Below are 22,102 nucleotides of genomic sequence, written 5' to 3' on the forward strand. Positions count from 1 at the left end.
ACGCCCACCCGCCCGCGGCTCAGTCGACGTCGACCTCTGCGTCGCTGAGCCCGAGCCGCAGGTGCTCGATGTGGTAGACGGCCTGGTCGAGCAGGGCCGCGACGTGGTTGTCGTAGAGCGCGTAGACCACCGAGCGGCCCTCGCGCCGCCCGACCACCAGGCCGAGATTGCGCAGCAGCCGGAGCTGGTGGGAGCAGGCGGACTGCTCCAGGCCGACCTCGGCGGCGAGTTCGGTGGCGGCGCAGGGCCCCTCGCGCAGGCGGGAGAGGATCAGCAGGCGCGAGGGGGTGGCCAGGGCCTGCAGGGTGGTGGCCACCCGGGCGGCGCTGGCTTCGTCCAGGCGGGTGTGCGGGACGGCGGTTGCGGGGGCGGCTCCATGACCCATGCGGGCAATACTACAACTCATACATGAAGACGCGTTCATATGTTCATGTATGGTGGATGAGTCACCGGCCCCACCCTGCCCCGAAGGGTCCCGTCCGCATGCCCACCACCCTGATCGAGCGCCCCGCGCCCTCCGCCGCGCCGCGCCCCGACACCGCACCCCGCCGCCGCACCCGGGTGTTCGCCCTGCCCGAGGCCCGCTGGGCCACCGCCGCGACCGTGCTCTTCCTGATCGCCCTCCCCCTCCAGCTCACCGGCGCCCCCGCCTGGGCCTGGGGCCCGCTGTACGCCCTCGCCTACGCCACCGGCGGCTGGGAACCCGCCTGGGCCGGCCTCCAGGCGCTGCGCGAGAAGACCCTCGACGTCGACCTGCTGATGATCGTCGCCGCGCTCGGCGCCGCCGCCGTCGGCCAGGTCATGGACGGCGCGCTGCTGATCGTCATCTTCGCCACCTCCGGCGCGCTGGAGGCCCTGGCCACCGCCCGCACCGCCGACTCCGTCCGCGGACTGCTCGACCTCGCCCCGACCACCGCCACCCGGCTGCTGCCCGGCGGCGGCGAGGAGAGCGTGCCGACCGAACGCCTGGCCGTCGGCGACACCGTCCTGGTGCGCCCCGGCGAGCGGATCGGCGCCGACGGACGGGTCCTGGACGGCGCGAGCGAGGTCGACCAGGCCACCATCACCGGCGAACCGCTGCCCGTGCCGAAGGAGCCTGGTGACGAGGTGTTCGCCGGCACCCTCAACGGCACCGGCGCGCTGCGGGTCAGGGTCGAACGGGACGCCGCCGACTCGGTGATCGCCCGGATCGTGAAGCTGGTCGAGGAGGCCTCGGAGACCAAGGCGCCGACCCAGCTGTTCATCGAGAAGGTCGAGCAGCGCTACTCGATCGGCATGGTCATCGCCACCCTGGCCGTCTTCGCCGTGCCGCTCGCCTTCGGCGCCGCCTTCACCGGCTCACTGCTGCGGGCGATGACCTTCATGATCGTCGCCTCCCCGTGCGCCGTGGTGCTCGCCACCATGCCGCCGCTGCTCTCCGCGATCGCCAACGCCGGACGACACGGCGTGCTCGTCAAGTCCGCGGTGGTGATGGAACGGCTCGGGCAGACCGACGCCGTCGCCCTGGACAAGACCGGCACCCTGACCGAGGGCACCCCCCGGGTCACCGACATCCGCCCGCTCACCGGCTCCGACCTCACCGAGGACGGCCTGCTCGCCCTGGCCGCGGCCGCCGAGCACCCCAGCGAGCACCCGCTCGCCCGCGCCGTCGTCGACGCCGCCCGCAGCCGCGGCCTGGCCCTCGCCGCGGCCGAGGACTTCACCTCCGCCCCGGGCATCGGCGTCACCGCCACCGTCGACGGCCGCGCCGTCGCGGTCGGTGCCCCCGCCCGGCTGCTCAACGGCGCCGAGGACGCCGTCCGCGCCGAAGCGGCCGCCGTCGCCGCCGAGTTGGAGGACGGCGGCCGCACCGCCGTCCTGGTCGAGCTGGACGGCACGCCGGTCGGCCTGCTCGGCATCGCCGACCGGCTGCGCCCCGACGCCGCCGCCACCGTCCGCGCGCTCACCGCCCTGACCGGCTCCGCGCCCGTGCTGCTCACCGGCGACAACCCGCGCGCCGCCGCCCGGTTGGCCGCCGAGGTCGGCATCAGCGACGTGCGCGCCGCGCTGCTGCCCCAGGACAAGGTCACCGCCGTCAAGGAGCAGCAGGCCGCCGGGCGCAAGGTCCTGGTGGTCGGCGACGGCGTCAACGACGCCCCCGCCCTGGCCGCCGCCCACACCGGCCTCGCGATGGGCCGGGCGGGCTCCGACCTCGCCCTGGAGACCGCCGACGCCGTCATCGTGCGCGACGAACTCGCCACCGTCCCGGCCGTGGTGGCGCTCTCCCGGCGGGCCCGCTCGTTCGTGGTGCAGAACCTGGTGATCGCCTCGGTGTTCATCTCGGTCCTGGTGGTCTGGGACCTGGTCGCCACCCTCCCGCTGCCGCTGGGCGTCCTCGGCCACGAGGGCTCGACGGTCATCGTCGGCCTCAACGGCCTGCGCCTGCTGCGCGAGGCCGCCTGGACCAGGGCCCGCGCCGAGGCCGACCGCTGAACCGGACGCTCAACCACCCGCAGCCGGAAGGCCGCCGCCCCCCTCCACCACAAGGGGGGCGGCGGCCTTCCGCGTACTCGGGGTCAGCTGTGCTTCCAGCTCACCGAGAACGCGCTGCCGCCGCTCAGCCCGGAGGTGGCCGCCTTGGTGACGCCTCCGGAGGCCATGGTGATGGCGTCCGGCTTGAAGCCGCCCAGGCTCTGGCCGTTGACGGTGGCGCCGCTGAACGAGACCGAGCCGAAGTCCGACAGCGGGAGCACCCCGGTGGAGCTGGACGGGGCCTCGGCGATCACCTCGGCGGAGGCGAGCCGGGCGCTCTTGAGGGACTTGGTGACGGTACGGCTCCAGCCGGCCGTGGTGTCGGCGAGGGTGAGCGTGAAGGAGCCGCTCCCGTTGGTGGTGACGCTCGCGGTGAAGTGGTCGCCCGGGCGCACGGTGTTGCTGAAGTTGACCGGGTAGGCCGGGTACATCTCGTACCAGGAGGAGTACACCGGGGAGCCGCCGGAGCAGTCGGCCTCGGTGCCGGTCTGCTCGACACTGCTGCTGCCGTCGCCGTCCAGGCCGACCCAGAAGCTGGACCAGGTGTCGTTGCCGGTGCAGGAGACGGCGGGCTGGACCCAGCTGGCCTTGACGCTGGTGAACCGGCTGCCGGTGGCGGCGTAGCCGGACCAGTTGCCGCTGGTGCTGTGCAGCAGCCCGCCACCGTGGTGGGCGAGCGGTGCCTGGACGAGAGTGGGGGCGGTGGCGGCGACTGCCGGTGCGGCCCCGCCCAGGACGGTCAGCAGGGCGGTGGTCACGGCGAGGGTGCGCCGACGGGCTTCGGGCATGGCTACTCCCTTGTGAGGGCGTGGAGTTGGCCGAGCGTCGACAAAGGTAGACCCGCCGGGTCAGCCCGGGATGTCACGGGAACATAACGAACCGTCACCCCACCCGCAGAGGAAGCGATCCGGGCCCTCGGGCGGAACGGCCACGGCCGGGAAGCCCTGCACCGCGCGCCACCGATGACGGGTCCTCAAAGCGTCGCCCCCGGCCGGAGGGCCGGGGGCGGCGCAGTGGTGTCGGGTCAGCCGCCGTCGTAGGCCAGCTCGGCGGTGGGGGCGGGCGCCGGGGTGTCGTGCTCGGCGAGCATCTCGCGGGTGAAGCCGAAGAAGTAGGTGGCCAGGAAGCCCACCACGTAGCCGGTCAGCAGGCCGCCGCCGTAGACGGCCGCGCTCGCGAACAAGCCGTGCGGGCCGGCCAGCAGCGGGAACAGGGCCCAGCCGGACGGGCCGATGGCGGTGGAGCCGACGGCGCTGCCGAGCTGGCCGGCCACGCCGACGAAGGCGCCCCCGGCGGCGCCGCCCACGCAGGCCGTGATGAAGGGGCGGCCCAGCGGCAGGGTGACCCCGTAGACCAGGGGCTCGCCGACGCCGAGCAGGCCGGCCGGGAGAGCGGAGCGGATGGTCGCCCGGAGCGGGGCGTTGTGGCGCAGCCTCAGGTAGACCGCCGCGGCGCAGCCGACCTGCCCGGCGCCGGCCATGGCGAGGATCGGCAGCAGCACGGTGGAGCCCTGCTGCTGGATCAGGGTGGTGTGGATCGGGATCAGCGCCTGGTGCAGGCCGAGCATCACCAGCGGCAGGAAGAGGCCGCCGAGCACCAGCCCGGCGAGCAGTCCGCCGTGGGCGAGCAGCCAGGTGGCGGCGTGGCCGATGCCGGTGGAGACCTCCCCGGCGACGAACATCAGGCCGTACAGGGCGGCCAGGCCGCCGACCAGCACGGTGACCGTGGGGGTGACCAGGACGTCCAGCGCGGCGGGCACCATCCGCCTGGTCCAGCGCTCCACCTGGACGGCCAGCAGCGCGGCGAGCAGCGCACCGACCACGCCGCCCTGGCCGGGGGTGAGGTGGTGACCGAAGGCCTCCACCTTGGCGACCCCCGCGTAGACGATCACACTGGCCACGGCCCCGCCCAGCACGGGCGTACCGCCGAATTCCTTCGCCGTGTTGTAGCCGACGAAGACGGCGAGCAGGGACATGAACCCCGAGGAGACCGCCCCCAGCGCGGCGACCAGCGCCGGGGCCCAGCCGAGGTTCGCCAGCGCCCCGGAGAGGGCGGCGACGATGCCGCAGCCGATCAGGGCGGGGATCAGCGGGACGAAGATGTCGGCGATCCGGCGCAGCGCCCGCTTCACCGGAGTCGCGTTGCGCACCTTCGCCTCCGCCCGGATCCGCGCCCCGCGACCGGCGAGGTCCTCGGCGGTGGGGTCCTCAGCGGTGGAGGCCGCGGCGGCGGGGGCCGCAGCGGAATCGAGCAGCCGCTGCAGCTGCGCGGTGACCCCGGCGACGGCCGCCGGGCCGAGGACGATCTGGTAGGTGTCGTCGTCGACCGTGCCCAGGACGGCCGGCAGCGCCGCGAGCGCCTCGCGGTCGACCAGGGAGCGGTCCACCAGGCCCAGCCGCAGCCGGGTCATGCAGTGGGCGACCGAGCGGATGTTGGCGGCGCCGCCGACCAGCGGGAGGATCGCCTCGGCCACGGCGCGGTTCTTCTCGTCCGACATGCCAAGGGGCGTACCCGGACGGACCGGGCGCTCAACCGGACCGGTCGGCCACGCCCCGGACGAACCCCGCGCCCGCCCGCACCCTGTCCCCCGAACGGCGGCCGGGACCACGGGTCGGCCGCGCCGGCAGAGGTGATCCGCTCGGCCCCTTCGGGCGCCCGTTCTGTTCGGAGGGGCACCGAACTCTGCCCTCGGGCTGCATGCGCGGCTCTGGCCGGTGCACCGTGCACGACGGGACCCTGGTGGGTGGAGATCGGTGGGTTGAGGACGGATCCGGGGGCGGGCGTGTTCCAGAGCGGCAAGCAGACGGCCGGTGTCAGCGAGAAGGCGACCGGACCGAGTCGGCCGCGCCGCACCGGGCCCACGCCGCAGCCCCTGCAAGTGCCGCAGCCCCTGCAAGTCCTGCAAGGCACTGTCGGGAACGCCGCGGTGGTGCAGATGCTCCAGCGGGCCGGGCGCCTCCCGGCGGGAAGCCGGCTCCAGCTCCTCGTCGACGGCGGTCGTCAGGGCGAGCTGCCGCAGGTGCGGCGCTCCACCGTGCACGACGTCCTGCGCTCTCCCGGCCGCCCGCTGGAGACGGCGACCCGCGACGACATGGAGTCCCGGTTCGGCGCCGACTTCTCCGACGTCCGCATCCACGACGACCACAACGCCAGGATCTCCGCCGCCGAGGTCGGTGCCCGCGCGTACACCTCGGGAAGCCATGTGGTGATCGGCGAAGGCGGGGCCGATCGCCACACCCTCGCGCACGAACTGACCCATGTCATCCAGCAGCGACGGGGCCCGGTGGCGGGAACAGACAACGGCACGGGCCTGCGGGTCTCCGATCCATCGGACCGCTTCGAGCGGGAGGCCGAGGCGAATGCGACCCGCCTGATGTCCACGGGCGTGCGGCACGCGGCGGGCACCACGGACACGACGGACACGACGGACGCAGCGCGGCCCGGTCATGCGGTGCGGGAGGAAGCGCAGCTGTCCTCCGCGACGACCGTTCAGGGCGCCTGGGAGATGCTGGACGGAAGGATGCAGTTCGTCGAGGACGACGACTCCGTGTTCCAGGCTTCGCTGCGCGAGGCGACGGGCGACTCGAAGAAGCTGAGGCCGGAGCTCGCCAGGAAGTGGCTCGAGGCGGCCGGCCTGGGTGAGAACGACAATCAGTCGGCGTACTACAAGAGCACCGCGTATCTCTCCCTCGACACCTTCCTGAAGTCAGGTCCGGAACGCCGGTACGGGCCGAATGACCAGGCGGCCTTCATGACCGAACTGGCCGCCTTCAGCGCGGGCAAGGACGCCCAGAAGCAGGACGAACTCCTCACGTCGGTGGTGGAGTTGGGCGACTGGATCGAGAAGACGTACCCACCCGGCGAGTTCGTCTACGTCGGGCTGGGGCGCAGCCCGGCCGCCGTCATGGCGCACCTCCAGAGCAGGAACCCCCGCATCACCTACTCGATTCCGTTGTCGAGCTTCCGCCCCGGACCGGAGGACCCGGGGTCGATCCTCGGGAAGGTGCTCACCACCGAGTCGCGGGAGAAGAACTGGTTCGGCCGTGAGTCCGCGGTGAAGCGGACGAGCGCCCCGCCGTCCGAACAGCAGCAGGCCATGCTCGACGCCCACTTCGCCGAGTTCCTGCCGACGGACCTGCCGGGCAAGGTCCTCCTCATCGACTACACGCAGTCGGCGCAGTCGCTGGTCTCGGCCCAGCACTATCTGCAGCGCTACCTCGGCGAGAAGACACCCGTGTACGGCCTCGCCCTGCACGAGGACCGTCACGAGGCGCAGGTACGGGCCGTGTACGAGGCCGTCACCGTCGACGAGGAGGTGCCGATGCCGTACAGCCCCACCGATCTCGACGTCATCGAAGACCTCGCCGACGAACGCGCGACCTGGGGAGAGCGGTTCGCCTCCAGGAACGTCGGGGACAACACCCCGCTCGCGGAAGCGTTCCGGCGGGAGCTGTTCGACGAGTACTCCCAGTTCGGCTCCTACAAGCTTCTGGAACAGGAACTCGAGTCGTTCGAGGCGGGACGGCCCCGTACGAGCGACGAACGGGAGGCCTACCAGGTCCTCAAGGAGGAGATCGAGAAGCTGGACACGTCACGCGGCGCGCGTTCCTGACGCCTGCCGGCCCGAGTCAGCCGGACGACCGGGTTCGGCTGCAGGGTCAGCTGGTGGGCTGGGTCTTCTGGTTGTAGATCTCCTTGCCGTCCGCGTCGTAGGCGTGGACGTAGGGGTTCGGGGGGAAGGAGTGCGCGTCGAGGTCGATGGAGATGGCCGCCGTGTAGACGAACGCGCCGCCCGCCATCTCGGCCGGGTACTGGGTCGGGTCGTCGCCGTAGCTGATGGTGACCTTGGCGACATCGGGCGTGGAGTGCCCGGCGCCCAGCAAGAGGACCTGCCCGGCACCGGCCCGCGTGCCGAAGCTGTCGAAGAACTCGATCTTGTGGCCGGTACCCCAGAGGCGGTCGTTGATGAACGTCGCGGGGACGGACCGGCTGGTGCCCTTGGCGCCCTTCGACTCGCACTGCACGTACTGCTTGGCGGAGTTGACGGCGATCACCACGCCGTCGGTCTCCGGCGAGGCGACCGGAGTGCGGACCGCGATCACCGGGTGGTACTGCGACGCCTCGGAGCCGAGGCAGGAGGCCAGGATCCCGGCCACGGCCCCGGCGTCGATCGGGGTCGTCTTCGTGCTGGTGACGGTGAAAGCGGCCGGGGGGCGGGGGGACGGGGAAGCCGGCGCGGAGGAAGAGGCCGTGGTGGCTGCTCCTTGCGGTGGTCCCGATGAGTGCGGCGCGGACGGGAGAACCAGGAACAGGGCCGCTGCGGTGCAGGCGGCGGTCGCGCCCAGGGCGTGCCGGAGGTACCGGCGGTGACGGCGCCGGTCGGCGCGTCGGCGGATCTCCGCAGCGGGCAGGGCCGGTGCGGGCAGCTGCGTGCCGAGCAGCCGCAGCCGGTCGCCGACGATGTCGTGGACGGGGTCGTGGACGGGGTCAGACACGGAGCTTTCCTTCCTCACTGGTCAGGCTTCGGTCGGTGAGTCTGGCCGCGAGCGCCGTCCGGCCGCGGGCGAGGCGGCTCTTGACGGCGCTGACGCTGGCTCCGGTCTCGGCCGCGACCTGCTCGACGGAGAGGTCGCACATGTGGTGCAGGACCAGGGCGCTCCGCTGTGCCTCGGGCAGGTCGCGGAGCGCGGTGACCAGGACCAGGTGCTCCTCGGTGGGCGGCTCGACGGTGGGTGGTTCCTGCCGGTGGTGGCGTCCGGCCAGGTGCAGACCCCGGGTCAGCCGCCGCCAGCGGGAGATGGCCAGCCGCCGGGCCGTGGTCCGGATCCATGCCTCCGGGGCGCCGTCCGGGCCGAAGGTGCGCCTTCGGTCCCACGCGCGGATGAAGGCCTCCTGGACCACGTCCTGCGCTTCGGACCAGTTGCCGGTCAACGCGTAGAGCTGCCCGGTCAGGCGGGAGAAGGACGCCGCGTAGAACGCGTCGAACTCCTGGGGCGTCATCAAGGGCCTCTCTTCCGGGACTGTCCGTCAACTCGCGGCACGGGCGGCTCGCGAGGAAGCACTCCCCGGCGGCGGCGGAGCCGTGCGTCCTGGGCGGAGCCTCCCGCCCTGTACGCACGAGCACCGCCCCAGGGTCGCATCCGCTGCCTATGAGCTGGATCACGTCTGCGGGGCGCGACGCGCCGGGCGTCGGGTGGCGTACAGGGGTGCGGGCATCAACCGGACGCCCGCAGGAAAGGACACGGATTCATGCGTATCCGCCCGATCACCCTCATCGCCGCCACCGCCGCGGTCATCGCGGCCGCGGGGGGAGCGGCCACCGCCGCGACCGGCAGCTCCACGCCCACGGCCACCCCCACGGCCGCCCCGACGGCCACCCCTTCGGCCCACGGCGAGCCCACCAGCACGCCCACCGGTGTGCCCACCAGCACGCCCACCGCCGCGGCCGGCGGCTCGGCGACCCCCGGCGGCGGCCCGTCCGCCACCCGTGTGACCCCCACCGCGGCCGCCTTCACCGTCACCAGCACGAAGACGACCCCGATCGACGCCGGGACCGTCGCCGGGATCCTGGCCTCCTGCCTGGGCTCCGAGGCGTCGCAGTACCACCCGGTGATCGCGGTCCGCACCCCCGTCGCCTCGCAGGACACCGACGGCGTGGTGATCGCCGTCAACTCCGCCAAGCAGTACGTGCAGTGCGAGTCGAAGGGCGCCAAGGGCACCAGCCGGTCCGTCCCCGCGACGTTCATCAACGACCGCCTGTGGGGTGCCGGCCACAAGATCGAGTTCTTCGACAGCTTCATCTCGCCGGCCGGTGCCGGGCAGATCCTCGCGCTGGGCGCCGGGCACTACACCCCCGACGTCGCCAAGGTCACCATCAGCTACGGCGACGACCCGACCCAGTACCCGACCGAGATGGCGGGCGGCGCGTTCGCCTACTCGGCGGCCATCGCCGCCGACATCACCCCGCACACCTTCCCCCCGTTCCCCTACATCCACGCCTACAACGCGGACGGCAAGGAGATCTACAACCAGAAGACCCAGCCCACGCCCAAGAACACCCACCCGTAGGCGTTCTCCCAGGCGCCCGGCGGTGGGGCGGCCGTCCAGGCGGCCGCCCCGCCGTGGGCCCGGCGCGGGGCGGGCTGCGTTCGTCCACGACCGCCCGCCCCGCCTCCGGCGCCGGTGTCGGGCCCGGTGGGTGGGGCCGGGGGCGGGCCGGCCTCGGCCGTTCCGTGTGCGAGGTGAACGGGCGCTCAGCGGGGGTGGCGGCGCAAGGGCGCCAGTGGCGGGTTCCCGCCCGGTCAAGCCTCGGTCATGGCGCGGGTTCCGGCCTTGTTCGGCGGCGCCCGGCTTGGCTACCTTCCTACCGCTGACGCCTCGTAGGCTCGGCACCACCCCCTTGGCATGCCCCGATCATCGATCCTCCGGCGGCGCCCCCGTCCCCCACAGGGCCGACGCTCCATGCCCCGCCGGGCCTCCAGGGCAGCCGTCTGCTCGTGCGCGTATCCCCCTCACACCCCGGGCCTGCACCCCGGCGAGCCGCTCACCTCGGCCTGCCCGCACGCCCGGGGCCCCACCCCCCACCTGGGAGGGCTCCGTTGCGCAACTTCCTTTCCCCCCTGCGGCACGGCCGGCTCCGGGCCGGCACCGCGACCTTCGCGGTCGGCGCCGTGGTCGCCGCCGGCCTCGCGCTCGCCGCCCCGGCCGGTGCCTCGGCCGCCGCGTCCGGCACGAACGGAACGGCCGGCGCCGGCGTCAAGCACGTCTGCGCCAAGCCGACCAACCGTCACCAGATGGCCTGCGACGCCCTGGTGCGCACCGACGTCGTCCAGCCGCACGCCTTCTCCCTCGGCGCGTTCTCCCCGGACGCGACGCCGTCCGGCTTCGGCCCCGGCGACCTGCAGAGCGCCTACGCCCTGCCGGCCAACGGCGGCGCCGGGCAGACCGTCGCGATCATCGACGCGATGGACGACCCCAACGCCGAGTCCGACCTGGCGACCTACCGCACGCAGTACGGGCTGCCTGCGTGCACCACCGCCAACGGCTGCTTCAAGAAGATCGACCAGAACGGCGGCACCAGCTACCCGACCTCCGACACCGGCTGGTCGGGCGAGATCTCCCTCGACCTCGACATGGTCTCCGCGGTCGCCCCGAACGCCCACATCCTGCTGGTCGAGGCCAACTCGGCGACCATGGGCGACCTCGGCGCCTCGGTCAACCAGGCCGTCGCCCAGGGCGCCAAGTTCGTCTCCAACAGCTACGGCGGCGCCGAGGACTCCACCGACACCGCCTCGGACAGCCAGTACTTCAACCACCCGGGCGTCGCCATCACCGCGTCCTCCGGCGACTCCGGCTACGGCGCCCAGTACCCGGCCGGCTCCCAGTACGTCACCTCCGTCGGCGGCACCTCACTGACCCGCGACTCCAGCGCCCGCGGCTGGAGCGAGTCCGTCTGGGGCTCCAGCTCCGGCGGCAACGGCACCGGCTCCGGCTGCTCGGCCTACGACCCCAAGCCGAGCTGGCAGACCGACAGCGGCTGCGCCAACCGCACCATCGCCGACGTGTCGGCGGTCGCCGACCCGGCCACCGGCGTCGCGGTCTACCAGACCTACGGCGGCAGCGGCTGGGCCGTGTACGGCGGCACCAGCGCCTCCGCGCCGATCATCGCCGCCGTCTACGCCGACGCGGGCACCCCGGGCGCGTCCGACGTCCCGGCCAAGTACGCCTACCAGCACACCGGTTCGCTGAACGACGTGACCAGCGGCGCCAACGGCACCTGCTCGCCGACCTACCTGTGCACGGCCGGCGCCGGCTACGACGGCCCGACCGGCCTCGGCACCCCCAACGGCCTGGCGGCCTTCACGGCCGGCGGCAGCACCGGCGGCAACACCGTCACGGTCACCGGCCCCGGCAGCCAGAGCGGCACCGTCGGCACCGCCGCCAGCCTGCAGATCCACGCCAGCGACTCGGCCTCCGGCCAGAGCCTGAGCTACTCGGCCACCGGCCTGCCGGCCGGACTGTCGATCAACTCCTCCTCCGGCCTGATCTCCGGCACCCCGACCACCGCGGGCGGCAACAACGTCACGGTCACCGCCAAGGACACCACCGGCGCCACCGGCTCCGCCTCCTTCAGCTGGACCATCGCCGGCTCCGGCGGCGGCACCTGCACCGGCGGCGGCCAGCTGCTCGGCAACCCCGGCTTCGAGACCGGCACCGCCTCGCCGTGGACGGCGTCGAGCGGCGTGATCGACAACTCCAGCAGTGAGCCGAGCCACTCCGGCTCCTGGAAGGCCTGGCTCGACGGCTACGGCACCACCCACACCGACACCCTGAGCCAGACCGTCACCATCCCGGCCGGCTGCAAGGCGACGCTGAGCTTCTGGCTGCACATCGACACCGCCGAGACCGGCACCACGGCCTACGACAAGCTCACCGTCCAGGCCAACTCCACCACCCTGCACACCTACTCCAACGCCGACGCCGGCACCGGCTACGTGCAGCGGACCTTCGACCTGTCGAGCTTCGCGGGCCAGAGCGTGACCCTCAAGTTCACCGGCACCGAGGACTCCTCCCTGCAGACCAGCTTCGTCATCGACGACGCCGCCATCAACGCCTCCTGAGCGCCTGACCGGCTGACAGCTCCAACCCGTGTGGGCCGCAACCCCGTTGCGGCCCACACGGCCTGTTTCCGGCCCCCTGGTCAGCAGTGGACGGTGCTGATCGTCGGCATCGGCGACAAGATGCTCACCCGGACCCTGCACAGCCTGGACCGGGACGGCCGGGTCAGCCGCCGGGCGCACCCGGTGGTCCCGCCCCGGGTGGAGTACCGGCTGACCGGGCTGGGGCTCACCCTGGACGCGCCGCCGGTGCCTGACCCGGCCGTCGCGCCCGCGGCCCGGGGCCGCCGTCCGGGGCCGGCGGCGTCACCCGGGTGCCGGGCCGTACTGGCGGTGACGCCCGGCGGTCCGCACCGTGGTGGGTGGATCCCGACGGCGACGACCCCCAGGACGGTACCGATGGACGCGAACGACTCCCCCTCCCGCGTCGTGGTCGGCGTCGACGGCTCCGCGCCGTCGCACGCCGCACTGCGGTGGGCGGTCCACCACTCCGGACTGACCGGCGCGGTGGTGGACGCCGTGGGGGCCTGGGAGCCGCCGAGCCACTTCGGCTGGTCGGCGCCGGTGGTCGACACCGCCTTCGACCAGGACCTGGCCGAGCGCAAGTTCGCGGAGGAACTCGACGCGGTGCTCGGCCCGGACTGCCCGGTGCCGGTCCGCCGGACGATGGTCATGGGCGACCCCTCCGACGTCCTGCTCGACGCCTCACAGGGCGCGGAACTGCTGGTGGTGGGCAGCCACGGCCGCGGCGGCTTCACCCGGGCGCTGCTCGGCTCGGTGAGCACCCGCTGCGCGCAGCACGCGACCTGCCCGGTGGTCATCGTCCGGGCGCAGTGAACCCGGCGGGGCGCTGAGGGGTCTACCAGGGGACGGTCCGGCCGAAGCGGTCCAGGTACGCCGGCCCGGGTGTGCCCAGTCGCGACAGCAGGACGTCCACCAGCAGCGGAACGGTCTCCTCGAGCGTGAACGGCGCGTCCGGGCCGCCCAGGGCGGTGCGGATCCAGCCCGGCGCCAGCAGCACGAAGGCGCGCTGCGTCCCGCTCCGCCGGGCCGCGAAGCTGCGCAGGAACATGTTCAGGGCCGCCTTGCTGCCCCGGTAGGCCTCGCGGCCCCCGGTCGTGTTGTTGGTGAGGCTGCCCTGTCCGGAGGACATCACCCCGATCAGGCCCGCCGGGGACACCAGGTCCTCGAGGGCTTCGATGACCCGCATGGGGCTGAGCGCATTGGTGACCATCACCTCGATGAAGTCGTCCGTCGTCACTGCCCCGATCGGCGTGTCCTCACCGGTGGTGATGCCCGCGTTGACGAAGAGCACGTCGAGTGGGCGGTGCGCCAGACGTTCGTGCAGCACGGGCAGGCGGCCCGGGTCGTTGATGTCGAGCTGCTCGATGGTGACCCGCCCGTCGGCGCGGTCCGCCAGGTCGTGCAACGGCGTCCGGGCCGTGGTGTCGCGGACCGTGCCGACGACCGCCCACCCCCGGTCGAGGAACTCCGCCGCCATGGCGTGGCCGAGGCCGCGCGAGGCCCCGACGATCAGCGCGGTGGGTGCGGTGGGCGCGGTCGGCGGGTGTTGTTCGCTGCCAGTCGATGACATCAGGCGTCATCTCCGTTCTTCGAGTCGCGGTCGAGCCTCGGCTTCCGTTCGGGCGTCGTCGAGTGTTCCGCCCGCCCCGCCCCTCGGGCGAGCCGCACGCGCCCGTTCGTAGGATTGCCGACATGACAAGGGCCCTCATGACGGAATCCGCTCCGATCCAGCCCGACGACGTGCGAATCATCCGGGCGTTGCAGATCGCCCCGCGGGCCTCGTTCGCCGCGATCGCGGCCGCCCTCGGCCTGACCGAGGGCTCCGTCAACCGTCGGTACCGCCGCCTGCGCGCCGACGGTGTCATCCGGGTGGCCGGCGTGGTCAACCCGGGCGCCCTGGGGCAGAGCAGGTGGCTGGTGCGACTGCGCTGCCGCCCTGGCAGCGGCCCGGCGATCGCCGACGCGCTGGCCAGGCGTGACGACGTCAACTGGGTCTCCCTGGGCGCGGCCGGCAGCGAGGTCACCTGCGCGACGCAGTCCCGGACCCGGGAGCAGCGCGAGGACCTCCTCGGGCAGCGGCTGCCCCGCACGGCCGCAGTGCTCGACATCAACGCCGCCGCCATGCTCCGGCAGTTCCTCGGCGGCCGGGGCCACTACTGGTCCGCCTTGCAGGGCACGCTGTCCCCGCAGGAGGAAGCCGCGCTGGGCAGCGGCGGGCCCCCTTTCACCGAGTCCCCGGTCGTCGCGCGCGAGCCGCTGCACCTCACTCCCGAGGACGAGAAACTGTTCGACGCGCTCGCGGTGGACGGCCGCGCCGGTCTCGTCGATCTCGCCGCGGCCGCCGGGCTCACCCCGGGGCGCGTCTCACGGCGCCTCGACGCGCTGCTCCGGCACCGCGTCCTCCACATCGACGTCGAGATCGCCCCGGCGGCCCTGGGCTACCACGCCCGCGCGCACCTCCTGCTCCGCGTGCACCCGTCGGAGGTGAAGAACGCGGGCCGCGCGCTCGCCCAGGAGCCCGGGATCGCCTTCGCCGCGGCCGTCTCCGGGCCCTGGAACATCCACGCCGTCGCGCACTGCCGGGACCTCGACGAGCTCTTCGAGTTCACCTCGGAGCGCATCGGGTCCCTCGCCGGGCTGCAGAGCATGGAGGTCTCCCCCGTGCTGAGGCAGGTCAAGCAGGCCGGCACCCGGCTCGTCGACGACCGCCTCGTCGACGACCGGCGCGTCGGGCCGTCCGGTGCCCGCGCGCGGCGCTGACGGCGGCGCGGGCGTCGTCAGGCGTGTCTGACACGCCTAGTCCAGGCCCCGGGCCCGGCGCAGGCGGGCCGTGAGGGTGTCGGGGGCGATGATCGGGTCCGGGTACTCGGGGGCGAGCAGCCACGGGCGGTGCACGGCCGGTCCGGGCAGGTGGGCCAACTCCGGTACCCAGCGCCGTACGTACGCGCCGTCGGGGTCGAAGCGGTCGGCCTGGCGCAGCGGGTTGAGGACCCGGTTGGGCCTGGTGTCGGTGCCGGTGCCGGCCACCCACTGCCAGTTGAGCTGGTTGTTCGCCACGTCCCCGTCGACCAGCAGGGACAGGAAGTGGGCGGCGCCGATCCGCCAGTCCAGGTGGAGGGACTTGGCGAGGAAGCTCGCCGTCAGCAGCCGGGCCCGGTTGTGCATCCAGCCCTCCTCGGCGAGCTGGCGCATCCCGGCGTCGACGATCGGGTAGCCGGTGCGGCCCTGCCGCCAGGCCTCGGCCTCCCGCTCGTCGTGGTGCCAACGGTCGTCCCGGGTGCGGTAGTCGCGGTGCGCGGCGTCGGGGCGGGCGGCGAGCACCTGGTGGTGGAAGTCCCGCCAGGCCAGCTGCCGGACGAAGGACTCCGCTCCGCTGCCGCCGCGCTGGAGGGCCCGGGCGGTCAGCTCGGTGGCCGACAGGCAGCCGAAGTGCAGGTACGGGGAGAGCCGGGAGGTCTCGTCGGCCGCCAGGTCGTCGTGCACGTCGGCGTAGGCGTCGACGTCCCAGCGCCGCCACCGTTCCCGGGCCGCGGTCTCGCCGCCGCGCGGCAGGGACGGCGAGAACGGGCCGCCGACCACGAGGTTCTCGCTGCCGATGCCGGTCGGGGTGCGCAGCGCCCGGGGCGCGCCCAGCACGGTGCGGTGCGGGGCCTGCTGCCAGGCGCGGTGGTACGGGGTGAAGACGGCGTAGTGGTCGCGGCCGGCCGGGGCGATCCGCCCGGGCGGCACCACGGTCACCGAGGCGTCGTGGACGTGCAGCCGGTCACCGAACAGGGCGAGCAGCCGGGCCTCGCGCCGACGGGCGAAGGCGCTGACCCCGGCGGCCACGTGCACCGTCCCGGCACCGGCCTCGGCGGCCACCTGGGCCGTCTGCTCGGCGGTCGCGCCCCGGCGGACGATCAGGCGGGAGCCGGCGCGGCGCAGCGAGGCGTCCAGGTCGGTGAGGCAGTCGGCCAGGAAGGCCAGCCGGTTGGGGGCGGCGAAGCCGGCCGCCTCGACGGCGGGGTCGAGGACGAACAGCGGCACCACCTGGTCGGCGGCGGTGCGGGCGGCGTGCAGGACGGGGTTGTCGTGCAGGCGCAGGTCCTGGGTGAACAGGGCGATCGAGACGGTCATCGGCGGGCCCTCGGAGCGGATGCGGTCGGGGTTGTCGGGGTTCTCGGGGTTCTCGGGGTTCTCGGGGTTCTCGGAGCTGTCGGAGCTCTCGGTGTACGGCGGGACGGCGGGACGACGGGGCGGCGCGGCGGGTGCCGGACCGCACCGGATCCTTCGGAGCCGATCGCCCCGCGGATCGGTCCGGTGCCGCCACTGGTCACGCCGCATGCCGGGCGCGTTCCGTGATGTTGCGCGCCATGGCGTCGAACACCACCGAGTGGAACGGCGCCACCGACCACCAGTAGGCGTGGCCGGCCAGCCCGTGCGGGTGGAACAGGGCGCGCTGACGGTAGAGCGCACCGCCGTCGCCGTCGGGGGCGACCCGCAGTTCGAGCCAGGCCAGCCCGGGCAGGCGCATCTCGGCCCGCAGGCGCAGCAGGCGTCCGGGCTCGATCTCCTCGACCCGCCAGAAGTCGAGGGCGTCGCCGACCCGCAGGTGGTCGGGGTCGCGTCGGCCGCGGCGCAGGCCGACCCCGCCGGCCAGGCGGTCGAGGGTTCCGCGCAGCGCCCAGGCGAACGGGAGGGAGTACCAGCCGTTCTCGCCGCCGACGCCCTCGACGACCCGCCAGACGGCGGCCGGGTCGGCGGCCACCCGTCGTTCCCGCAGGTCCTGGTAGAGGCTGCCGCCGGCCCAGTCGGGGTCGGTGGGCAGCGGGTCGCTGGGCGCGCCGGGCAGCGAGGCGGAGGACCACCGGGTGGTGACCCGGGCCTCGCGGATGCGGCGCAGGGCCAGTTCGAGGGCTCGGTCGAAGCCGGTCAGCCCCTGGGGAGGGTCGGGGATCCAGCGGGCGATGTCGTGCTCGTGGCAGACCACCTCGTGCCGCAGCGACTCCACCAGCGGGCGGGCCAGCGGGCCGGGGACGGGGGTGACCAGGCCGACCCAGTGGCTGGACAGCGCAGGGGTCAGTACGGGCACCGGCACGATCAGACGGGGCGGCAGGCCGGCCGTGCGGGCGTAGCGCTGCATCATCAGCCGGTACGTCAGTACGTCCGGTCCGCCGATGTCGAAGGCCTGGTCGACCTCCGGTGGCAGCGCGGCGGCGCCGACCAGGTAGTGCAGCACGTCGCGGACGGCGATGGGCTGGATCCGGGTGTTGACCCAGCGCGGGGTGACCATGGCGGGCAGGCGTTCGGTCAGGTAGCGGAGCATCTCGAAGGAGGCGGAGCCGGAGCCGATGATCACGGCGGCCCGCAGTTCGACGGTGGGCACCCCGGCCTCCCGCAGCACCCGGCCGACCTCGGCGCGCGAGCGCAGGTGCGGCGACAGCCCGTCCTCGGGCACCCCGGCGGGCACCAGCCCGCTGAGGTAGACGATCCGGCCCACCCCGGCCCGGGCGGCCGCGCGGGCGAAGGCGCGGGCGGCGCGCCGGTCGGTGGCTTCGAAGTCCGGCCCGGTGCCGAGGGAGTGGACCAGGTAGTAGGCGACGTCGATGCCGTCGAAGGCGCCGTCCAGGGTCGCCGGCCGGGTGACGTCGCCGGTGGCCGTCTCGACCTCGGCGCGCCACGGCTGGTCGCGCAGCCGCCCCGGGTCGCGGGCCAGGCAGCGGACCCGGTGCCCGGCGGCGAGCAGTTCGGGGACCAGGCGTCCGCCGATGTACCCGGTGGCGCCGGTGACCAGGCAGGTCCGGCCAGCCGGGGGTCGCTCGTCCATGTCCCGCTCCTTCCGTACGGCGGGTGGGTGCCTCGGGGGTGGTGCCTGGGGGGGTGTCGTCCGGACTCCGGTCAGCGGAGCAGTCCCTCCAGGAGGTCGAGGGCGCCGGCGAGGTCGCGCGGCCGCAGCGTGCCCGGTGGTCGGCGGGGTCCGGCCCAGCCCGGTCCGGCGACCAGCACCACCGGCTGGGTGCGAGCGCCCTGCGGGCCCCAGGCCGTCCGGACGACCCGCTCGACCAGGGCCCGGTCGGCGGTGCGGGTGACCTGTGACCAGAGCAGCACGGCGGGCGGCCCGGTCCGGCGCACCGCTTCGAGCAGCGCCTCGGGCGGCAGCGCGGGTCCGAACATCCGGAACGGCAGGCCGCGCTCGGCCAGCGCGGCGGCGAGCGCCTCCAGCGGGAGGGCGTGCAGTTCGGACGGCATGCCCGCGAGCAGCGCGGCCGGGCCGGGCAGCGGCTCGGGCCGGTCGGCGACCCGGCGCAGCGCGGCCGCGATGTGCCAGGACAGCAGGTGTTCCACCTCGACGTAGCGCTCGCCCTCGGCGACCCACTTGCGCCCGGCCGCCCGGAGTGCCGGGGTCATCACCTCCGTCCAGGCGACGACCGCGCCGAGCTCGTCGACGCTGCGGCGCAGGATCCGGGCCATCTCGGGGGCGTCCAGCCGTAGGGCGGCCCGGGCCAGGCCCCGGCACTCGGGGCGCACGGTGCCGACCGGCAGGGTGTTGCCGCCGGAGGCCGTACCGGTCCGGGCGGTCCGGGCCTTCGGCGGCTCGGGCTCGGGCCCGGCCCCCGCCAGGGCGATCCGGGCGGCCTCGGCGGGGTTGACGCCCCGGGCGGTGAGGCGGCACATCTCCTCCAGGACGGCCACGTCCTCCGGCTCCCAGCGGCGGTGCCGCCCGGGGGCCCGGTGAGCCGGACCGATGCCGTAGCGGCGTTCCCAGGACCGGATGGTGGTGGGCGAGACGCCGAGCCGGCGGGCGAGGGCTCCGGTGGTCAGTCCGGCCGGGGCCGGTGCGGTCGGGGCGGTCACAGCCGCGAGCCTACGACGGGGCGCCGGAGGCCGGTCGGCCGACGCGCGCGTGGCCGGGGCGGGGGCCCGGGGGCGCCGCCGAGCTCGATGCGCAGCCGGCCGAGGGCGTCGCGGATCCGGGTCTTGACGGTGCCCAGCGGCGCGCCGAGCGCGGCGGCCGCCTGGGTGTGGGTGCGGCCGCCGAAGTAGACCAGCAGCAGGCACTCGCGTTGGAGCTCGGTCAGCGCGGACAGCGCGTACCGGACCAGCTCGCGCTCCGACTCGCGCTCCAGCTCGCCCTCGACCTGGTCGGCGACCTGGTCGTACTCCGGGGTGTAGCCGCGCAGGGCGGCGGCGCGGTCGCGCTCGGCGGCCGCCCGGGCGGAGCGGACCCGGTCGACGGCGCGGTGGTGGGCCACGGTGAGCATCCAGGGCAGCACCTCGCCCCGCTCCGGGCGGTAGCGCGGGGCCTCCCGCCACACCTGCCAGAACACCTCCTGGACGACCTCCTCGGCCTGGGCCCGGTCGCGCAGCACCCGCAGGACCAGGCCCAGGACGGTGCCGGCGGTGGCCGCGTGGAGCTGCTCGAAGGCCCGCTCGTCGCCGCGGGCGGTCCGGGCCGTCAGCGCGCGCAGCCGGGCCCGCCCGTCCTCGGCGCGGTCGGTGCGGTCGGGGACGGCGGGTCCGGTGGGAGCTGTGGGCGCCCGGTCGGTGATTGCCTGCACGTTCCGACCGTCGCGCAGTCGCGGGTCGCATCGGTAGTCGCAGCGTTTTCGCAGCGTTCTGCTCGGGCGGTCGACCGGCCGGGGCCCAGGTGACGGGCAGCCCGGCCGGGGTACGCCGATTCGTCAGGGGAGCTTCTGCAGGCCCGCGCCGGTCAGGAGGTACGCAGGGGCGATGTCGGCGGCGTCCGACTCGACCAGCTCGACCACGGCGGCGCCCGCGACCTCCGGGGTGACGAGCGGGCCCAGCTGCTCGATGTACTGCTCCTCGGTCATGCCGTAGCGCTCCGCGTACGCCCGCACCGCCGGGCGGCCGAGCTCGGTGGCCGGGGTGATCCGGGGCAGCACCGCCGTGAACGTGAGGTCGAGGCCAGCCCGCTGCGCCTCCTCCTGCGCGTACCCCGTGATGAACCGCTGGGTGGCCTTCGCCCCGGCGTAACCGCCGCTGACCGGTGACCCGGCCAGCGCCGCGCCGCTGCTGATCACGACCACCCGGCTGCCGGGGCGCAGGGGCTTCAGCAGCGCTTCGCGCAGCCAGTGGAAGGCGATCCGCACGTCGGTCTCCCAGTTGACGGAGAACGTCTCCCAGGTGTGGTGCTGGAGCGGAGCCAGGTGCGGGGTCGCACCGGCCACCAGGACGAGCGTGTCCGGCCGGTAGCGGTCGATGAGGGTGCTCGCCGCCGTGGGGTCGGTGGCGTCGGCGGCCTCCGGTCGGATCCGTTCGGTGCTCTCGGCCAGTTCGGCGAGGGCTTCCCCGCCGCGGGCGACGGCGACCACCGTGGCGCCGGCCTCGGCGAGCGCGGTCGCGATGCCGCGGCCCAGGCCGCGGCTCGCCCCGACGACGATGGCGGTCGTGTTCGGCAGCTCGTTCATGGTGTCCTCCTGGTCGGATGATCTGATGGCCTGAACGTGGTCGGTTTGTTCGAATGTCGGCGGTCAGCGCGTCGTCGCCTTGACGGTCTCGGTGTCCGCCGGGCTGACCGGCTCGAGCTGGGTCCGCGTCCGGCGTGGGATGAGGAGGCCGACCGGGACGGCCAGCGCGGCGATGGCGGTGCAGGCCCAGAACGCCGTCTGGAATCCGCCGGTGAGCGCCGCAGCGGTCGATCGGCCCGTCGCGGCCAGCGCCGCGGTGTGGCTCGCGGCGACGGTCGACGCGATGGCGACGCCGATCGCCCCGCCGAGCTGCTGGGTGGTGTTGAGCAGGCCGGACGCCAGTCCGGCGTCCCGCTCGGCGACCCCGGTCAGCCCGGCGATCGAGATCGGGATGAAGGTGAACGCGGTACCGGCGCCGGCCACGAAGAACGGCCCGGCGAGGTCGGCCCAGAAGCTCCCGTGCACCCCCGCTGCGGTCGCCCAGGCCGTCCCGCCGGCGATCATGGCCATGCCCGCGGTCATCACCCGGCCGGCCCCGATGCGCGTGACCAGGAGCTGGGACGGCCCGGCGAGCGCCACCGAGGTCAGCGAGGCCGCCAGCCACGCCTCCCCGGCGGTGAGCGCCGAGTAGTGCAGGACCTGCTGCATGTAGAGCGTCCCGATGAAGATGAACGCGAAGAAGCCGCCGCCGAGCAGCAGCCCGACGGTGTTCGCGGCAGCGACCGGCCGCGACCGCAGCAGCCGCAGCGGCAGCAGCGGCGCCTGGGCCCGCGCCTCGACGAGAACGAAGGAGGCCAGCAGCACCCCGGAGGCGACGAGCGAGCCGATGGTCTTCGGGGTCGCCCAGCCGTCCTGCGGCGCGGTCGAGATCGCGTAGACGAGCAGCAGCAGGCCGCCGGTCACGGTCAGCGCGCCGAGCGGGTCGTGGCGGCGCCGGTCGGTGCGCAGACGGCTTTCCGGCACCAGCCGCGGGGCCAGTACCAGGGCCGCGAGGCCGACCGGGACGTTGAGGAAGAAGATGTACTCCCACCCGGCGTAGCGGGTGAGCAGGCCGCCGGTGAGCAGCCCGACGGTGGCGCCGCCGGCCCCGAGGCCGCCCCAGATGCCGAGCGCCTTGTTGCGTTCGGCACCTTCCGGGAACATCGTCATCACGATCGACAGCGCGGCCGGGAGGACGATCGCCGCTCCGGTGCCTTGCAGGCCGCGCATGACGATCAGCAAGGTGTCGCTGCGGGCGAGGCCGCAGCCCAGTGAGGCGCCGGTGAAGACGGCCAGGCCGAGCAGGAAGACGCGGCGGCGGCCGAGCAGGTCGGCGGAGCGGCCGCCGAGCAGCAGAAGGCCGCCGAAGGCCAGGCCGTAGGCGGTCACCACCCACTGCAGGCTCGTCGCGGAGAAGTGCAGGTCGCGGCCTATGGTCGGGAGCGCGACGTTGACGATGGTCAGGTCGACGATCGTCATGAAGAAGGCGACGGCGAGCACGGCGAAGGCCCGCCAGCGGTGGATCGGCGTCGTGGTGTTCAGCGTCGTGGTGTTCATGGGGGG

At 74.3% G+C, this 22,102-nt stretch carries 18 protein-coding genes; 6 read left to right on the plus strand and 12 right to left on the minus strand.

What is annotated here, in order from left to right; translation table 11 throughout:
• Window positions 1–19: 19 nt before the first annotated feature.
• Window positions 20–385, minus strand: a complete 366-nt coding sequence (locus ACFVXG_RS01790) for an ArsR/SmtB family transcription factor (RefSeq protein ID WP_387923285.1) — start codon at window positions 383–385, stop codon at window positions 20–22.
• A 98-nt stretch (window positions 386–483) separates the two neighbouring features.
• Between ACFVXG_RS01790 and ACFVXG_RS01795 the strand changes: the two genes are divergently transcribed.
• Complete coding sequence (locus tag ACFVXG_RS01795; RefSeq protein ID WP_387923287.1) at window positions 484–2,472, plus strand: heavy metal translocating P-type ATPase; 1,989 nt, start codon at window positions 484–486, stop codon at window positions 2,470–2,472.
• An 83-nt stretch (window positions 2,473–2,555) separates the two neighbouring features.
• Here ACFVXG_RS01795 and ACFVXG_RS01800 read toward each other — a convergent pair whose 3' ends face one another.
• A complete protein-coding gene (locus ACFVXG_RS01800) occupies window positions 2,556–3,299 on the minus strand; it encodes a G1 family glutamic endopeptidase (RefSeq protein WP_387923289.1) in 744 nt (247 codons plus the stop codon).
• Between the two features lie 236 nt (window positions 3,300–3,535).
• A complete protein-coding gene (locus tag ACFVXG_RS01805; RefSeq protein WP_387923290.1) occupies window positions 3,536–5,008 on the minus strand; it encodes a PTS transporter subunit EIIC in 1,473 nt (490 codons plus the stop codon).
• A gap of 132 nt (window positions 5,009–5,140) precedes the next feature.
• Between ACFVXG_RS01805 and ACFVXG_RS01810 the strand changes: the two genes are divergently transcribed.
• Entirely contained in the window at window positions 5,141–7,123 is a 1,983-nt protein-coding gene (locus tag ACFVXG_RS01810; RefSeq protein ID WP_387923292.1) for a DUF4157 domain-containing protein, read from the plus strand.
• Between the two features lie 46 nt (window positions 7,124–7,169).
• Here the strand turns inward: ACFVXG_RS01810 and ACFVXG_RS01815 are convergent, their stop codons facing one another.
• Together ACFVXG_RS01815 and ACFVXG_RS01820 are read right to left on the minus strand one after the other, a co-directional pair.
• Window positions 7,170–8,006 (minus strand): hypothetical protein, encoded by an 837-nt coding sequence (locus ACFVXG_RS01815; RefSeq protein ID WP_387923294.1) that lies wholly within the window; start codon window positions 8,004–8,006, stop codon window positions 7,170–7,172.
• On the minus strand, window positions 7,999–8,511 hold the full coding sequence (locus ACFVXG_RS01820) for a SigE family RNA polymerase sigma factor (RefSeq protein ID WP_387923296.1): 513 nt from the start codon (window positions 8,509–8,511) through the stop codon (window positions 7,999–8,001). Before ACFVXG_RS01820 ends, ACFVXG_RS01815 begins: the two co-directional genes overlap by 8 nt.
• A 249-nt stretch (window positions 8,512–8,760) precedes the next feature.
• On the opposite strand from ACFVXG_RS01820, the gene ACFVXG_RS01825 reads away from it, so the two are divergent.
• From ACFVXG_RS01825 to ACFVXG_RS01835, 3 genes are all read left to right on the plus strand, one after another.
• Window positions 8,761–9,579: a hypothetical protein gene (locus ACFVXG_RS01825; protein ID WP_387923298.1), complete on the plus strand. Its 819-nt coding sequence runs from the start codon at window positions 8,761–8,763 to the stop codon at window positions 9,577–9,579.
• A 602-nt stretch (window positions 9,580–10,181) separates the two neighbouring features.
• Window positions 10,182–12,131: a putative Ig domain-containing protein gene (locus ACFVXG_RS01830; protein ID WP_387923852.1), complete on the plus strand. Its 1,950-nt coding sequence runs from the start codon at window positions 10,182–10,184 to the stop codon at window positions 12,129–12,131.
• A 93-nt stretch (window positions 12,132–12,224) separates the two neighbouring features.
• Window positions 12,225–12,965, plus strand: a complete 741-nt coding sequence (locus ACFVXG_RS01835) for a universal stress protein (protein WP_387923299.1) — start codon at window positions 12,225–12,227, stop codon at window positions 12,963–12,965.
• Between the two features lie 22 nt (window positions 12,966–12,987).
• Here the strand turns inward: ACFVXG_RS01835 and ACFVXG_RS01840 are convergent, their stop codons facing one another.
• A complete protein-coding gene (locus ACFVXG_RS01840) occupies window positions 12,988–13,722 on the minus strand; it encodes an SDR family NAD(P)-dependent oxidoreductase (protein WP_387923301.1) in 735 nt (244 codons plus the stop codon).
• A gap of 122 nt (window positions 13,723–13,844) precedes the next feature.
• Here ACFVXG_RS01840 and ACFVXG_RS01845 point away from each other — a divergent pair, with 122 nt between their 5' ends.
• Complete coding sequence (locus tag ACFVXG_RS01845) at window positions 13,845–14,912, plus strand: Lrp/AsnC family transcriptional regulator (protein ID WP_387923303.1); 1,068 nt, start codon at window positions 13,845–13,847, stop codon at window positions 14,910–14,912.
• A 36-nt stretch (window positions 14,913–14,948) separates the two neighbouring features.
• Here ACFVXG_RS01845 and ACFVXG_RS01850 read toward each other — a convergent pair whose 3' ends face one another.
• The 6 genes from ACFVXG_RS01850 to ACFVXG_RS01875 form a co-directional block, all read right to left on the minus strand.
• Window positions 14,949–16,268 carry a cryptochrome/photolyase family protein gene (locus tag ACFVXG_RS01850; RefSeq protein WP_387923854.1) on the minus strand — a complete coding sequence of 440 codons (1,320 nt, stop codon included), beginning with the start codon at window positions 16,266–16,268 and terminating at the stop codon, window positions 14,949–14,951.
• A 196-nt stretch (window positions 16,269–16,464) separates the two neighbouring features.
• The gene (locus ACFVXG_RS01855; protein ID WP_387923305.1) at window positions 16,465–17,958 is read right to left on the minus strand and encodes an SDR family oxidoreductase; all 1,494 of its coding nucleotides are present in this window, start codon (window positions 17,956–17,958) and stop codon (window positions 16,465–16,467) included.
• Window positions 17,959–18,029: 71 nt separating this feature from the next.
• Entirely contained in the window at window positions 18,030–18,986 is a 957-nt protein-coding gene (locus ACFVXG_RS01860) for a MerR family transcriptional regulator (protein WP_387923307.1), read from the minus strand.
• Window positions 18,983–19,600: a sigma-70 family RNA polymerase sigma factor gene (locus tag ACFVXG_RS01865; RefSeq protein ID WP_387923856.1), complete on the minus strand. Its 618-nt coding sequence runs from the start codon at window positions 19,598–19,600 to the stop codon at window positions 18,983–18,985. Before ACFVXG_RS01865 ends, ACFVXG_RS01860 begins: the two co-directional genes overlap by 4 nt.
• Before the next feature lie 213 nt (window positions 19,601–19,813).
• The gene (locus ACFVXG_RS01870; RefSeq protein WP_387923309.1) at window positions 19,814–20,560 is read right to left on the minus strand and encodes an SDR family NAD(P)-dependent oxidoreductase; all 747 of its coding nucleotides are present in this window, start codon (window positions 20,558–20,560) and stop codon (window positions 19,814–19,816) included.
• A 63-nt stretch (window positions 20,561–20,623) separates the two neighbouring features.
• The gene (locus ACFVXG_RS01875) at window positions 20,624–22,096 is read right to left on the minus strand and encodes an MFS transporter (RefSeq protein ID WP_387923311.1); all 1,473 of its coding nucleotides are present in this window, start codon (window positions 22,094–22,096) and stop codon (window positions 20,624–20,626) included.
• Window positions 22,097–22,102: the final 6 nt, after the last annotated feature.

Origin of the sequence: Kitasatospora sp. NPDC058162 (assembly GCF_042884005.1) — a bacterium.
Classification (GTDB): domain Bacteria; phylum Actinomycetota; class Actinomycetes; order Streptomycetales; family Streptomycetaceae; genus Kitasatospora.